The organism is uncultured Pseudoalteromonas sp., from assembly GCF_963922945.1.
GTDB lineage: Bacteria > Pseudomonadota > Gammaproteobacteria > Enterobacterales > Alteromonadaceae > Pseudoalteromonas.
The window spans coordinates 1-15,904 of the sequence record NZ_CAWUKC010000086.1; the positions used below are offsets into that span (position 1 = coordinate 1).

Here is a 15,904-nt window from a genome sequence, read left to right on the forward strand (position 1 = left end):
GTAGTGGTCGTACTTTTCAATATCCACTAGGTACTTTTTAACACCTAGGTTAAGCATAAAATCGCCAAGTGCCATTGAATCTTGCGCGTACCATTTAAGGGTGTCGGTCTCAAAGGTGTTTTTATACTGGGTCCAGTATGGTGTGCTATCAAAGTGATGATAAATACTGGCATTAATCACTTTGTGCCAATCGCGAGACTCATCACGGTCGCTTTGCTCATACCAAAAACCGGCTTCTATATCGTGCATGCCAAACGTAGCTTGGTAATTTGCAGTAACCCCTAAGCGGTCTTTTTTGTAATGCGTATGACGATACGACATAACAGGTATTGCCGTATCATCATAACATGCTGGGTTTAAACCAGGGCCCGACTCCCACGGCCAGCTTAAACTTGCCGTACAGCCTTCGTTTGGTGCCAGTGCGTTACCTGCGCTATCTACAAAACCGTAAGAGCCTGCGTTAGTGCCGCCCTCTGTAGTTGGGTTGCCGTTTTCATCTACTGGAGTTGTTAAATACGGTGGGATCCAATCGCCACGGCCCGAGTTATTATGATAATAAGGGCTCACTGTAATAAGCGATGTTGGCGAAAGCGCATATTCAAACTTTAAATACGCTAACGTATTTTCACGCAGTGTACCCCAGCCCTCGGCAAACATTTGGTCGTAATGTGGAACGCCGGTCCAGTTCCACGTTAGCTGATCCCACTCTGGCGTTTGCTCAAATTGTGCAAGGCTTACACTATTATAATTAGTCTCGCTTACATCATCGTAAGATAAACGCCCTGTCATGGTTAAATCTGTAAGCGTTGTTACAAATTTAAGCTCTGCGTGTTGGTTATCTTTTCCGCCGTTGCTACCCGAGCCAATCCAACGGCTAGTATCGGTTTGTGAATAGCTTACATACGCTTGTGTATTATCAAAAATAGTACCGGTTTCGTGCTTAACGTAATAACGGGTCGCATCGTGGCTACCTGAGGTGTAAGCAAAAGTGGTACTTTTATCAAGGCTTGGCGCTTTACTTACAAAATTAAATGTACCGCCTAGCGCTTCAAGTGAGGCCGATTTAATATCTGAAGTACCTTGGCCTACTTCTACTGTAGCTAGGTTTTCGGTATCTAGGTAACGGTTTGCTTTAGCGCCACCACCATAGTTTGAGCCACCGTTAGGAATACCATCAACGGTCATCCCTAATTGCTGCTGGTTTGAGTCAATACTAAAACCACGCATAGTAATTGTGGTAGACCAGTCATCGCCACCAAATGCATCGCCTTCATTTATGCTAATGCCAGGTAAGTTATCGATAACCGATAACACACTCGACACCGTTGTTTGTTGATCAAGCATGGCAGGCTCAATCACATTATTTGCGTAACTGGTTGGTTTTGCAGTAACGGTTATTTCTTCTATTTGGTTGTCGTTAGCATAAGCTGACGTTGATACAGCCATAGCAATTGCTATGCTCAAAATCGATTTATTGGTTAAAGCGTACATTGTTGTCCCGTTTGGTTTTAATTATCTAAAGTAATTATGAAAGCGGGCACAGTATGATTTTAAATTATTACAACAAAAATGAAGTTTATTGACAGAGGTGTTAAAAAATTGTGGGACTTTTATGGCTTTGCTATGTCATTTGTAAGTCAGCCTAAGTACAAACACCTAGGCTGATTTATATATAAACACTAATTAATTAGAATAGTTTAGCTAACATTTCGTCACTATAAGCAACAAGCTCTTCATTATTAGCCACTTTGCTAATGTAATCAGGGTTGGCAATAAATGGGCGACCAATCGCAATTAAATCAAACTTATCGTTGTTTATTGCTTGTTTTGCATCATCAAAACTATAGCTGCCTACGCCCACTAGGCTGGTTTTAGTGTTTGCACGCAAATACTGCGAGGTTGTTTTGCCCTCTAATGACTCAAATTGTGTGCTGTCATCAAAAATGCCACCATGAATATAAGCCAGTTTTTTCTCATCTAGCTGTGGTAATAAGTAATCAAATACCGCTTTATCACGCTTATCTTCTTCCATATTAAAATAAGCACCTGGCGAGAGCCTAATTGCAGTACGCTCATTACCTACTGCATTAATAACCGCATCGGTCACTTCTATTGCAAAACGCGCCATATTTTCAGGTGTTTGGCCGTATTCATCTGTGCGCTCATTGGCAGCGTAATGCAAAAACTGATCAATTAAATAACCATTAGCGCCGTGAATTTCTACCCCATCAAAGCCCGCTTCAATGGCGTTTTCGGCCGCTTTAGCAAAGTCGGCTATTAGCGAGTTGATGTCTTCTTTTGTGGCTGCTTTTGGGGTAATGTACGTCAGCTCACGCATACGTGGTACCGTGCCTTCAACACCAATTGCCGATGGCGCTAATACGTCGCCGTCAAAAAAGTGAGGATGAGCAACACGGCCAACATGCCAAAGCTGGGCAAACATTTTTCCGCCGTTTGCATGCACGGCGTCAGTTACTTTTTTCCAACCTTGAATTTGCTCGCTAGTAAATAACCCTGGAGTATTTGGGTAGCCCTGCGCATCTGGGCGAATAATCGTGGCTTCGCTGATAATTAAACCGGCATCGGCACGGCGCGCATAATATTCAACCATGTCTTGTGTGGGTACTAAATTATCATCAGCCATACAACGGGTTAAGGGCGCCATAAGTACACGGTTTTTAAGTTCAAGTGTGTCATTTAGTTTATACGGAGCCAGTAAATCTGTGGTCATTGTTAAATCCTTCATTAAGAGTATGCATATGAGATGCGGCTTTTTTAATAACATTCAAGGGTAATTTTGAATGATCGCTCAAATTTATGGGAACTTATACTGTTCAATCTTAAAATTAGATCTGCAAGGATGAAATTAAATAATAACTTTTCAACACTCTGTCATATAACTCGATATACTGATAACAGTAAAATTTAAATTTGAAGCAATTAAGAGTGAGCCAATTATGACAACTGCAAATGCAACTGAAGAACAAACCGTAATTTTAGGGCTAGGGGCAAAAAAACGACTCGCTTTTATGTTTGAAACCGTAAAGCAATACAAACAAGTATGGATTTTAAACGACGATGATGGCTGTGTAATGCTTGCCAACGAAGATGACGACTGTGTACCCGTGTGGCCAACCCGCGATTTTGCACAAGCCTGGGCCACGGGCGAATGGGAAGGCTGTACACCTAAAGCTATTCCTACTAAAGATTGGTTTAGTCGCTGGACACCCGGCCTTGAAGAAGACGACCTACTGATTGCGGTGTTCCCTACCGAAGATGACGACGGCACGGTGCTGTTTCCTGATGAATTTGAAAGCCAGTTAAGAATTCCTAAAAAGAGAAAGTATTAAATAGCCAGCATCACGTTTTTTATTTGCGCACTAACATTACTTATCCCAAAAGCTCAATAAGCTTTAGAGTCACTAAAAATAAAAAAGCCGATATTGAATGTAAATATCGGCTTTTGGGTAAAATTTAGTTTTTTAGCTTTGAGTGTTATCGCGCCATAAGTATTGGCAAGGTGGTATTTGCTAGCATGTAGTTAGTCATACCGCCAAAAATTTGCTCATGAATACGCCTGTGTGTAAATGCACCCATCACCACTAAGTCTGCATTGTGCATTTGTGCTACCGACATAAACGCTTTTGATGTTGATTGCCTGCCATTATTAAATGTTACAAACTCACTTTTAATATCGTGCTGGGCTAAATATTTAACCACTTCATGGCCATTTGGCATTTTATCAGCGCTACCGGCGCTGGTACAAATAACCACTTTTTCAGCTTGTTTCAATAATGGTAGGCTGTAGTTAAGCGCACGCGATGCCTCTGTACTGGCGTTCCAACCAATTACCACTGTTTTTATATCAAAGTGAGTCATTTGCCGTGGTACCAGTAATATTGGTTTACCGCTTCGCATAACCGATGCTTCAAAGGTCGAAGTTGATTTACCACTTTTAGACTGCGGAATAATAATTAAATCAGCAACCTTACCTTGCTCTGCAATTATCTCGCTGCGCACACCTATGTTAATATGCCATGAAGCGCTTGGGTGCATGGGTTGCTCGGCGCTATCGTCGCTGTATTTAACCTGTAGCTGTGTGCATAAATCAATAAATTCAGCTTTTAAATTTGCCGATTCGGTTGTCGCAAAGCGCCCCGCCACAGAGTCTAGCTCTTGTACTAATTTAGTTGGCAAGCCAAGCTGCCCGGTTGGTAAAAAACGTTTTGGGTCTAAGTGCGTGTGATAAACATCAAGATGCGCATTAAAATACTTAGCAACGGCTAAGCCCCCTTTTAAGCGCTCTGTTACATGCCCACTTGTAGAAAGCGGCATTAAAATAAGCTTAGGTGAAATCATAATTTTATCCTTATTAAGCCTGTGCCTTTTAGCGCATTAATAAACAGTGCTAAGCGCAAAATATTGCGTTTAGCACTGCGATATTTATAGCTGCGTAAAACTTGCCACCTCTTGTAGGTATCCGCTTGGTAAATCTAATACCATTAAGTGGGATAAAGTGAGTAAAAATGCCAATGCACATACCGTGAGTGTGAGTGTTCTTGCAATCGAAATACGTGCTTTTACCAGTAAAAAGATAATGAAAAACAACGCAATCGAAATCACATACCCCACCAAAAAGCACCCTGCTAATAAACCACATAACCAAAATACATAATGCCAAAGGCCAGTTACGCTTGAGTCGTTTATATACCCTGCAGAAACCTCATTATCGTAATTTACCGCGTCATCTACTTTATTTAGTAAAAGCTTTATAAGCACAACGCCTGAGAGTATTAGCATGAACGAGCACACCACAGCAGGAAAAACACCGCCTAAAAATGTGCGTTGGAATGAGTCATACAAACCGTATGCAAACACCAAACAAATAAAGCCAGAAAATGCGATTTGTGGTTTAAGATTAGTTGGTTTTAGCTCAGCATTAGCTGTATTTTTATTGGCTTTTTCTTTTTTAGCAGCTTTGATTGAATGACGTGCAGCAAAGAAAATAGACAACACAGTTAATACACCAATAATAATAACGCCCGGCTTAAGTAAAAATTCAATACCGTCAAACTGAATAGCTTGATAAAGGTAAGTTTCCATGCCGCTTGCTAGTACAAAACCAATCAAAAATGCAGGTCGTGGCCAACCAAAGCGCTTCATAAATACACCTAAAATACCAATGCCTATCAATGCAACTAAATCACCTAAATCACGGGTTGCCTGAAACGCAGCAAAAAAGATCACCATAACCATAAAAGGTGCCATAAGCGTATAAGGAATTGTGGTTACTTTTGCAACCCACTTAGAAATAAGTAAACACGCGCCCGCGCCAATAACGTTAGCCAGTGCCAGTGACCATACAATGGTGTAAGTCACATCAAGGTCGGTGGTGATCATCGCAGGACCTGGCTCTAGGCCAATAAGCACCATGCCACCTAAAAATACAGCCATGCTGCCAGAGCCAGGAATACCAAATAATAAGGTAGGAATTAAGCCACCGCCTTCTTTAGCATTATTTGATGATTCGGGTGCAATAACACCGCGTATGTCGCCTTTACCAAAGTTTTCGGTGTCTTTAGAGGTTTGCACCGCGTGCCCATAAGAGATCCAATCAACTACGCTGCCACCTAACCCAGGTAATGCGCCAACAACACAGCCAATAGCAGCACAACGTGTAGCTAGCCATTTATTTTTAATAACATCTTTAACACCTTCAAACCAGCCTCTACCTAGCTCAGAGGCTTCTGAAATAGAGCGGTTTTGACGCAGTAAATCGATAATTTCTGGTAATGCAAATATACCTAAACCAACAACCACTAATGGAAGCCCGTCCATAAGGTAACCGTTATCAAATACCATGCGGTATTCACCGGTTGCAGGTGCACCGCCAAGTGAGCCTAAACATAAACCTAAGCCACATGCGCTTAAGCCTTTTACTAAGCTGTTACCGGCCAATACACCCACCATGCTTAAACCTAGCAAAGTAAGCATAAATAATTCGGCCGAGCCAAACGCTAAAATAACGGGGCGGGCAATCAGTACAAACAGTGTTAAAATAATTGCGCCAAAAAGGCCACCAAATAATGACGAAGCAAACGCAGCTGAAAGCGCACGGGCTGCTTGGCCCTTTTTAGACAATGGGAAACCGTCAAGCACTGTGGCTTGTGAGCCACTGGAGCCTGGAATACCCATTAATACAGAGGTGAAGGTGTCAGAGGTTGGAATAACCGCCACTAGGCCAATAAGCATAGCAAGCGCTGAGATGGGGTCCATACCATATAAAAATGGCAATAATAACGATAAACCCGCTATACCGCCTAAACCCGGAAAAATACCAATCAGCAAGCCTAAAAAAACGCCGCCGCATAAATACATTAAGTGTGTGGGGGTAAGAATAGTTTGTAGCGCAATTAAAAATGCATCTAACATACTGCTCTCCTTAGATTAAAAAAGTGGCTCACTAAATGCGAGCCACTGTGTGTACAACAAATCAACATGGGTTTTAAAAACGCGCGTTGTAGTTTTCGGTTAGGTAATTTCTTACCCATTGTTTGTCAGTTTCAGAAATTGTCAGTGCTGAGCTCAGTGTGTTTACTGCATCTTCGTTTACAAGTTGTGGGTATTGGCCAAGTACTAATTCAGACTCTTCTTTAAAGTTGTCTTGATCAATGACGCGTTGTGCTGCATTGCGCCAAGATGCAATAACGTCATCAGGTGTGCCTTTTGGTAAAAACAGGCCTTTTTGCGCTGCAAAGCCCGCTACAAAAAAGGTTTTCCATACGTTGTATTCAACGCCTGTTGGCTTTTTACCGTGGATCATTTCGTATACTTCGCCTACGTGGGGTAAGTCAGGAAACGTTGGGTCGCGTACAATTTTGCCTTCTTTATTAAGTACACCGAACGACATAAGCGGAATCGCTTTACCTTCATCAACTAGCGGCTGTACTTTTTTTAAGTAGGCAGAGGTAGTTTGAAAGTCGATATCTACCTCGCCACGCTCGAACGATAAGCGCGCGCTGCCACGGCCTTTCATACCAAAAATGGCATGAATGTCTAAATCAAGCATATCGAAGGCTAATAACCCAACTAAGTCCATTGACGCGGCGCGTTGGCTACCAAATTTAAGTTTTTGACCCTGCAATTTGGCAAGCTCTGATGCGTTTTTAATACCCAGCTCAGGGCGCACATATACCACCGCACCAGTCGGTGTGGCCATAATTACGTTCCAACGCTTTACGTCGTATCTAACGCGTGAGTCGCCAAGTAAGTAAGGGATTTGTGTAGAGGCAGAAGTACTAAATACATTTAAACCATTTGCTTTAGCGCGGCGCTCAAAGCGGTTAGCGCCCTTGGTAGAGCCACCACCTGGTATGTTTTTAACCACAACCACAGGTTTACCATTTAAATGCTGAGAAAAACGCGGACCAAAAAAACGTGCCCATGTGTCAGAGCCGCCACCTTCTTTAAAAGGCACAACCCACTCTACTCGCTCACCATCAAAGCTTACTTCATCGTTATTATTTGCATAAGCTGAGCTGATACAGGTGCTTGCTGCTACCGCTACAAGCATTGCTTTTAGTCGATTAGGTGCAAAAGTACTTAATTTAATCTTCATAATTTGACCTCTGTCATTCGCTGCAATTATTTAAACACCTCCTAATAACGTCATTGCATCTATTACGTAGATGAAAGTATTTCGTTAAAAGAAGTTAACAGCAGTTAGACTAATAGCCGAAACTGTCATCTACCTGTCATCGATGCCAAACTAGCGATTAATTTAGAATTATTTATAAGGCATTGTTTTTAAATGAAAACAAACTTGAATTAATGTATTTTAAGCATAAAAAAAGCGATAACAGACAATCTGCTATCGCATTTTCGGTTGGTTTACTAAGGCTTAACACCAATTCGCTTAATTAAGTAAGCTATTTTGCCCATTGGAATAAGTTAAGCTATCTTGCTCTCATCCCATACTTTTGCAGGTATGTGTACTTCACCTTTAAATAACATTCTGGCTGTGCGCATTAACCCCGCCGATTTTATATCTAGGGTGTCGTTTTCAAAGCGCCCCTCAAGGAGTAAATCTATTTTACCGCTTGGGTGTTCAACCACTATATTTTGCTGCTCTGAGCTTTGTGGCGTAATTAAGTCGTACGCCACACTGCCTGGTAACATGCAACTAACACTCACGCAAATTGCCCCCGTTACAGAATGGCTGGTATGGCAATTTTGCGGCACAAAGTAGCGCGAAGTTATCGTACCGCCAAATTGCGGCACCGACAGTAGGCCGACTTTAGGAATGACTTTTCCGGTGGCATCGCCAAGGCCCATTTTTAGTGACGCCTGCAGGCGAATGCTTTCTATTTTTTGCAGTAACTCTGTATTTGCATCAAGCTCTTGTTTAGTTTCAGAGCCTTTTACACCCAATGATGGTGCCGGTATTAGTACCATTGGCATGGCAGCATCTACACAACTTACCTCTACGCCATCAAAGGTATCGCGTACAGAGCCAGTAGGCAGTAATTTACCGGTTTTTGTGCCACACACATCAAAAAACTTAAGTAAAATAGGTGCACCCGAGCCTGGTACGCCATCAATGGTGGCATCGCCTTCGTACTCTACAAAGCCGTTAGGCGTTTGTACCACAACTTCAATCAGGGTATTGGTATTTACATTTTTAACCCGTACCGTTGTTTCACCGTCGTTGGCAGTAACCAATCCGTATTCAATTGCTAGAGGTGCTGCACCTGATAAAATATTACCGCATGAAGGGGTTATATCTACCTCATTTTGCTCAATAGCAACTTGCGCAAATAAGTAATCAATGTCTGCATCGGGGTCGGTTGAGCGTGAAATAATGGCCGCTTTACTGGTTAGTGAGTTTCCTCCACCAACACCGTTTACTTGCAGTGGATCGCCTGAACCCATTGCTGCCGTTAAAATTTCTTTGCGTTTATCCCACTCTCTCGGTAAATCGTTGGCTAAAAAATAAGTCCCGCGAGACGTTCCGCCGCGCATAATGACACAAGGTATTTTTTTTTGAATAGTCATAATAATCCAGCTTCTAAATCAATTTAAATGAGCAGTAACGGGTTAGTTATTACTTAAAATAACCACGCACTCTTGCACTTGCTCTTGCTTACTTTGCAAAGATTGAGGGGCAAAATTAGTATTACTTGTTGCACTAGCAGCCGTGGCTGTTTGGTGGCTATTTGCACGAAAGTGGATGGCTCTCGGCGCAGGTTTTAACTGTGGTGTAGTGTGTGTTGAGTTCATCGTTTCGCCCTTTCAATGCAATTAAAAACAAGTAACGTCGTTATCAAAACGTTGCCCTTTTTTTAAGATTAAGCAGCCAAACTGTCACTAACCTGTCACGAAATAAAAATTGATTAAAAAATAACTTTTAGACATTAAAAAACGCGCAGCATTTTCATGCTGCGCGTTAAAAGCCAATCGAATGGGCGTTTAAAACTTAATAGTGTAATCTACATATACACGGTGATCTGCTCTATCTCCTTTTACACCATCAACACTGCCGGTTTCATCTGTGGTGTAATCTAAAAATAACCATCGTAGGCTTAAGCCTTTTACAGCCGCTACTTTGTAGCGTGTATCAATAGCCCAGTATTTTTCATCGGCTGTGCCACCTGCTTTACCTAAGCTTGAATTTTCTGCATCGCTGCCGCTGGTGTAATAAAATTTTGTAGTTAAACCGGGTGCCACTGCTTTTAGGTCAACACCTAAGCGAGCCTGCCAAGTTGACTCATTTTGGTTTGTTAAATCGGCACCGATGAGTGAGCGCGTGGGAAACGGGTTAGTCCCATGATCGCCACTAAAATTATCTTCAATCCAGGCATCATTCACTTTGGTAAATGCGGCGCCTAGTGTCCAAATATCTTTTTTCCAATTCGCATCTAGGTAGTAGGCAAAACCATCATTTTCACTTTTAGTAACGCCAGGGATTGCACCTAGTGCATCTTCGTCATCTAAATCGCCACCTTCTGCGCCGGTTACAAATAAATCGCCATCGTCTTGTGAGGTAAATACGCCGCTTGAAAGGGTTAACTTACTTTGGTCGAGCTTAATCGCGTAGCTGCCTTTAAGTCCAAACTTTGATAAGTAGTCATGAGAATTTAAATACTCTGCGTCTATTTTTAGCGCGTCTTTTTTGTAGCTTGCGCCCACACCCCAAATAACACTAATTGCACCTTTGTCAGACTGGTCGGTAGAAAAATCTTCCCACTTGTCGTCGTGGCGGCGGCTCCATTTATCGTAGGCGTAACCATATACTTTGGTATTACCAAACGTGTAGTCACCAAATACGCCTCTAAACGTATTTGGAATTGCGCGGCTACCTGAGCTTTTTAACAACATGCTTTTGGTTTTTTGCCCGCCTATTTTTACATGGCCATTATCGCCTAATTTAAAGTCGATAAAATATTGGCCAAACTTAGAAAAACTATCGTCAACACCGCCTTTTTCATCCCCTGCAGGTAAAATATTATTTTGTGCGCTGCCGGTAGAATTGTAATTTAATACAGTATAAGTAGAGGCCCCTATGCTAATTAAATCATTAAAATAGCCCGATTGATAATTAAGCTCTATACCTTGTGCAAACGTTGAGTCGTCGCTGGCGTCGTTATCGTAATCGCGATCAAAGTAAATTGACCTTAGCTTAATATTAAATTCGTCTTGCTCTGTAAGCCCATTAAAAGAAGCATACGAAGGAATAGAAACACAAGTTAATACTGCGCCTGTTACAGCAAATATTTTAGAGAACCGTTGAGCCATAGTTGTCTCCGCTACCTTGTTTAATTAAATTTATAGTTGTGTGTAGTGTGTAGTGTGTATCAGTTTATTCATGTTGCAATTTACATGACAAACCTGTCACAAACCTGTCACAAGATAATTACATTTTAGGCAGTTGTATTTTTTGGCTATTAAATTAAAACTATAGCTTAACTTGCTATAAACGAAGGTATTTGCGTATTGTAAACGCTTCAGTAATTGTTTAGTGTCTTGCACAACTTAAAATTATATTTTTTAATTGCGACTTTACAGGTGCGCTTAATGAGAATTTTAGCAGTCGAAGACGATGAAGTATTAGGAGAAGCAATTTGTCAACGCTTTACCAAAATGGGCCAAGGCATAGACCTGGTAACCAGTGGTGACGTGGCTAATTCGCTGTTAAAACGCCATGAGTACGACCTTATTTTACTTGATTTAAACTTGCCTAATTTAAACGGTGAGCAAATATTAAAAAAGCTCAGGGCTCGCTCATCAAATACGCCGGTATTAATTTTAACGGCACGCGCTCAAGTAGAGCACCGCATAGAATTACTCGACTTAGGCGCCGACGACTACCTCACTAAACCCTTTGATTTTGGCGAATTAGAAGCCCGTTGCCGCGCCCTACTTAGGCGTAACCAAGGCCTAGGTAAAGACATTATAAGTTATGGCAACCTCGATTTTGACCGAAAATCATGCACGGTCACTATTGCTAAAGAACTTATTGACTTAAAACAACGAGAATTTAGGTTGCTAGAAATATTTTTAACGCATCAAGGTAAAGTGCTTAATAAAGATGAGTTACTCGATCACTTATATTCGTTTGACGACTCCCCTAGCCCCAACGCCATAGAAACCTACGTAGCAAGGCTTCGTAAAAAGCTGGTAAATAGCAGTGTTGATATAAAAACACTGCGTGGTTTAGGCTACCTTTTAGCAGAGTGTAATGAGTAGCAAAACCCTCCCCTCAATTCGCCGACAGCTGCTTACAATAACCATTGCTTTAATGGTTATAATTACACTTATTACCTACTTTATGGCTAATAATTACAGTAAAAACGCCGCCCAAATTTCATACGATAGGCTACTTGCCAGTGCTGCTTTACAAATTTTTGAAAATACCCACATTGATTACCACGAAATTATTGTTGATTTACCCAGCGCTACATTTGAAACCCTCTCTATGGCCTCAAACGACAGGTTGGTGTATCAAATTACACAAAATCAGGGTGAGCACTTAACCGGCTACGAAGGCTTATACCAACATATTTTAAAAAAGGCTGCTAAAAACTGGCAACGTGTAGAGTATGATCCGCGAGATAACTTACTTATTCAATTTTGGGAGGGTGAGTACAAAGGCGAAAACTACCGCTTTATTTTACTCTCAGATAAACTTTACGAAGTGGGGGAATCGTTTGATATAAATATTTTAATAGGCCAAACCACTCAAGCTCGCGATCAGCTCGCCTACGAAATGAATTTAAATGTAATTCAAATGGTTATACTCACTTTTATCATTGCAATTGTGCTTATATTAATAGGCGTAAACCAAATACTGCGCCCTATTTACAGCATAAATAAAAAAATACGAAAACGCTCTCCAACCGATTTACGCCCTATTGATATGTCGGTCCCTAAAGAAATGGCCGATTTAGTGTCAACCATTAACCATTTTATATCGCAATTAGAAGTCTCGCTAAACCATTTAAAACGCTTTACCGGCGAAGTGGCCCACCAAATAAGAACGCCCCTTGCAGGCCTTAAAAGCCAAGCGCAAAATGCCATTGAAGAAAACGATGAAAAAATAAGAACAGAGCAGCTAAATCGTGTTTTATATTCAACAGATTTACTCGACAGCACCGTTACGCAACTGTTAAACCAAGCCACTCTTGCGCACCGTTTTCATAGCCAGCCATTAATCACACTCTCGTTGCCTGAGTTGGTTAAATCTGTGTGTAGAGATGTTGCGGTATCGGCAATTCAACGCGGCGTGATCATTACCTACCAAGGTGATGATAACTTAATGATTAATGGTGACTCATTTGCACTTAGCCAAATGCTACGCAACATTTTAGAAAACGCGATTAAATTTAGCCCGCAAAATAAAGAAGTAAATGTGTCTACCGAGCTTCACAGTACAGACAGTGGTTACATAGCCCGATTATGCGTGGCTGATCAAGGCGTAGGTGTGCCCGATGCGCAAAAACAACATGTGTTTGAGCGGTTTTACAAAAGTAAAGGCGATCCTCGTGCCGGCAGTGGCTTAGGCTTAAGCATTGCAAAAGAGGTCGCGGAGCATCATAACGCTGCTATTAAGCTGCTAGATAACAGCCCGTCTGGGCTTATTTTTGAAATAAACTTTCCGCTCATGCTGACCGAGGACGAACATTGAAACTTTTATCGCTGATTTACACTGCCGTTGTTTTTACGTGCTTTGTAGGCTCGCCATTCGTTGCTGCAAAACCCCCTTTAGTATTTCCGGCACAAAGCGAAAATAAATCCGTACTTAAAATATATGGCGGCGCCGATAAAATGGAAATTGCCCCTTTTTTATCGGCCTTTCAAAAAAAATACCCATCGGTACAAATTGACTACTACGAGCTGAGTACTTTTGAAGTATATAGCGAATTTTTAGCCGACGTTAAAAACCCGCCCGACGTATTATTAAGTTCAGCAATGAACTTGCAGGTAAAGTTAGTTAACGACGGTTACGCACAACCTTACAGCTCTGAGCAAACAAATAAGCTTCCTGCTTGGGCCAAATGGCGAAATGAAGTATTTGGCTTTACCTATGAAACCGCAGTAATTGCATTTAATAAAGAATTTTTAGGCGAAGAGGCCGCACCAAGTAGCCGCAACGAATTATTAGAGCTAATTCGTAGGCGAAGTGAGCAAATTAAAGGCCGCATTGGCATTTACGATATTACTCAGGTGGGTATAGGTTATTTGCTGTGGGCTCATGACCGCGAGCAAAGCTCAAGCTATGGCCGAATGCTTGAATCGTTCGGCTATCACAGCACACGTGTATTTAGACGCAGCGCCGACATACTCAAGGCACTTTCAACGGGCGAGCTCAGTGTTGGCTATAACATATTAAGCTCTTATGCGCGCACATGGGCGGCGCAGCATCCCAATATTATTGTGGTGCAACCTAAAGACTACACATCTGTAATAATGCGCAGCGCCATTATCCCTAAACATGCTAAAAATGTCATTGGCGCACAACAATTTGTAGACTATTTGGTATCGGCACACGGACAAACAGACATGGCCAACTTTACTAACTTTGAGCCAATAAATAACGAAGTAAGAACAAAACAAAGACACTTACTTGATATATCAGAAGGTCAGCTTCGCCCCGTCCCCCTTGGCATAGAAATATTAGTGATAGACGATCAGATGAAGCGCCAAATAATCATTCAAGAATGGGAAAACGCGTTATTTGAGTACCAATAAATTAGGGGCTTAAACCATGTCACTCATTTGAAGGAGCGACGTTAAGGGCTGATTGAGATTACGCACTAAATTCATGCCTACTTGCCAATAATAAAGGTTTGGACAACGGGCATTAAAAAACCCAGTTATTGATATTCAATAACTGGGTTTAAGAATAATGGTGGAGAGAGAGGGATTCGAACCCTCGTTAGGGATTAACCTAAACACACTTTCCAGGCGTGCGCCTTCAGCCACTCAGCCATCTCTCCAGAGTGTTGCAGTGCAACAGCGCGTTATAGTATGAAATAGGATACATAGGTGCAAGGCATTTTTAAGTTTGTGTTGTTAAGTGTCTAATAATCAATCAGCAATTTACTTTAGGCATAAAAAAACGGCTAAACCACAAGGTTTAGCCGTTTTTACACAGTGTTATTTACTTAGCCATGTTGGCTGTAAAGTCTAACATGCGGTTAAGTGACTTAAGTGCACCTTCGCGTAAGCCCATATCTACAAATACTTCTTTACCGCGTGGGTCTAATAGCGCTTCTTCAATCGCTTTTAAGCCATTCATTGCCATCCACGGACAATTCGCACAACTTTTACATGATGCGCCTTCACCGGCTGTTGGGGCTGCAAAAAATTCTTTTTCTGGGCATAGTTGCTGCATTTTGTAAAAAATACCGCGGTCTGTCGCTACAATAAATTTTTCTTTATCCATTGTTTGCGCCGCTTTTATTAGTTGGCTAGTTGAGCCAACCGCATCTGCCAGTGCCACTATTTCTGCAGGTGACTCAGGGTGCACCAATACACCTGCATCAGGGTGTAGCGCTTTCATATCTTTAAGCGCTTTTGTTTTAAATTCATCGTGTACAATACATGCGCCGTTCCACATGATCATATCGGCGCCAGTATTTTTTTGAATGTAACTACCTAGGTGTTTATCTGGGCCCCAAATAATTTTTTCGCCTTGCTCATCTAGGTGCTCTACAATTTCAAGCGCGCACGATGAGGTTACAATCCAATCTGCACGGGCTTTAACTGCGGTAGAGGTGTTTGCATACACCACCACTTTACGATCTGGGTGCTGATCGCAAAACGCTGAAAATTCATCAATAGGACAACCAATGTCTAGTGAGCAAGTAGCTTCTAGCGTTGGCATAACAACTGTTTTGTTTGGCGTTAAAATTTTAGCGGTTTCACCCATAAAACGTACGCCTGCAACGATGATCATGTCGGCATCGTGGCGAGCACCAAAACGTGCCATTTCTAATGAGTCGGCAACACAGCCCCCTGTTTCTTCAGCAAGAGCTTGAATCTCAGGATCGGTGTAGTAATGGGCTACAAGCACTGCATTTTTGTCTTGCAGTAGTTGCTTAATACGTGCTTTATATTCGCCTTGCTCGTCTTTAGTTAACGGAGCTGGCTTAGGAGGAAAGATATAACCTTCAGGCATAATAGTTTGAGCTAGACTCATGTTCTCGACCACTTCATCTACAGTGCATTAATTACGGCAAATTATACGAGAATACACAGGTAAATAACAGCTATCTGGGCATGCTGTTTATAAATAAAAATAACAAACTGATTTAAATAAAATAAGGATAATGTTGAGATTTTTAGAAGTGGTGGGTCATGATGGACTTGAACCATCGACCAATGGATTAAAAGTCCACTGCTC

13 protein-coding genes and 1 tRNA gene are annotated in these 15,904 nt (G+C 41.7%); 4 read left to right on the forward strand and 10 right to left on the reverse strand.

Annotated elements, in window-relative coordinates; all coding sequences use genetic code 11:
• Together AABI99_RS15090 and AABI99_RS15095 are read right to left on the reverse strand one after the other, a co-directional pair.
• Positions 1-1,491 (reverse strand): TonB-dependent receptor plug domain-containing protein (locus AABI99_RS15090; RefSeq protein WP_338366911.1); only part of this gene is annotated, 1,491 nt, incomplete at its 3' end.
• Positions 1,492-1,687: 196 nt separating this feature from the next.
• Entirely contained in the window at positions 1,688-2,731 is a 1,044-nt protein-coding gene (locus AABI99_RS15095; protein ID WP_338366912.1) for an alkene reductase, read from the reverse strand.
• A 226-nt stretch (positions 2,732-2,957) separates the two neighbouring features.
• On the opposite strand from AABI99_RS15095, the gene AABI99_RS15100 reads away from it, so the two are divergent.
• Positions 2,958-3,350, forward strand: a complete 393-nt coding sequence (locus AABI99_RS15100; protein ID WP_338366913.1) for a DUF2750 domain-containing protein — start codon at positions 2,958-2,960, stop codon at positions 3,348-3,350.
• Between the two features lie 145 nt (positions 3,351-3,495).
• On the opposite strand, the gene AABI99_RS15105 is transcribed toward AABI99_RS15100, so the two are convergent.
• The 6 genes from AABI99_RS15105 to AABI99_RS15130 all read right to left on the reverse strand — a co-directional run bounded on the left by AABI99_RS15105 (position 3,496) and on the right by AABI99_RS15130 (position 10,794).
• Positions 3,496-4,359, reverse strand: a complete 864-nt coding sequence (locus AABI99_RS15105; protein WP_338366914.1) for a universal stress protein — start codon at positions 4,357-4,359, stop codon at positions 3,496-3,498.
• Positions 4,360-4,443: 84 nt separating this feature from the next.
• The gene (locus tag AABI99_RS15110) at positions 4,444-6,432 is read right to left on the reverse strand and encodes a tripartite tricarboxylate transporter permease (protein ID WP_338366915.1); all 1,989 of its coding nucleotides are present in this window, start codon (positions 6,430-6,432) and stop codon (positions 4,444-4,446) included.
• Positions 6,433-6,505: 73 nt separating this feature from the next.
• Positions 6,506-7,618, reverse strand: a complete 1,113-nt coding sequence (locus AABI99_RS15115; RefSeq protein WP_338366916.1) for a tripartite tricarboxylate transporter substrate-binding protein — start codon at positions 7,616-7,618, stop codon at positions 6,506-6,508.
• 332 nt (positions 7,619-7,950) lie between these two features.
• Positions 7,951-9,054 carry a 4-oxalomesaconate tautomerase gene (locus AABI99_RS15120; RefSeq protein ID WP_338366917.1) on the reverse strand — a complete coding sequence of 368 codons (1,104 nt, stop codon included), beginning with the start codon at positions 9,052-9,054 and terminating at the stop codon, positions 7,951-7,953.
• A gap of 42 nt (positions 9,055-9,096) precedes the next feature.
• Positions 9,097-9,279, reverse strand: coding sequence for a hypothetical protein (locus AABI99_RS15125; protein WP_338366918.1), 183 nt, complete (start codon positions 9,277-9,279; stop codon positions 9,097-9,099).
• Between the two features lie 189 nt (positions 9,280-9,468).
• Positions 9,469-10,794: an OprD family outer membrane porin gene (locus AABI99_RS15130; RefSeq protein ID WP_338366919.1), complete on the reverse strand. Its 1,326-nt coding sequence runs from the start codon at positions 10,792-10,794 to the stop codon at positions 9,469-9,471.
• A gap of 279 nt (positions 10,795-11,073) precedes the next feature.
• On the opposite strand from AABI99_RS15130, the gene AABI99_RS15135 reads away from it, so the two are divergent.
• The 3 genes from AABI99_RS15135 to AABI99_RS15145 are packed head-to-tail and all read left to right on the forward strand — an operon-like array spanning position 11,074 to position 14,247.
• Entirely contained in the window at positions 11,074-11,745 is a 672-nt protein-coding gene (locus AABI99_RS15135; RefSeq protein WP_338366920.1) for a response regulator transcription factor, read from the forward strand.
• The gene (locus AABI99_RS15140) at positions 11,738-13,183 is read left to right on the forward strand and encodes a sensor histidine kinase (protein ID WP_338366921.1); all 1,446 of its coding nucleotides are present in this window, start codon (positions 11,738-11,740) and stop codon (positions 13,181-13,183) included. The genes AABI99_RS15135 and AABI99_RS15140 overlap by 8 nt, the downstream gene beginning before the upstream one ends.
• Positions 13,180-14,247 (forward strand): ABC transporter substrate-binding protein, encoded by a 1,068-nt coding sequence (locus tag AABI99_RS15145; RefSeq protein WP_338366922.1) that lies wholly within the window; start codon positions 13,180-13,182, stop codon positions 14,245-14,247. The genes AABI99_RS15140 and AABI99_RS15145 overlap by 4 nt, the downstream gene beginning before the upstream one ends.
• Positions 14,248-14,405: 158 nt before the next feature.
• Here the strand turns inward: AABI99_RS15145 and AABI99_RS15150 are convergent.
• Positions 14,406-14,495 (reverse strand) — tRNA-Ser (locus AABI99_RS15150).
• A gap of 164 nt (positions 14,496-14,659) precedes the next feature.
• On the reverse strand, positions 14,660-15,700 hold the full coding sequence (gene nadA / locus AABI99_RS15155) for a quinolinate synthase NadA (RefSeq protein WP_338366923.1): 1,041 nt from the start codon (positions 15,698-15,700) through the stop codon (positions 14,660-14,662).
• Positions 15,701-15,904 lie beyond the last annotated feature (204 nt).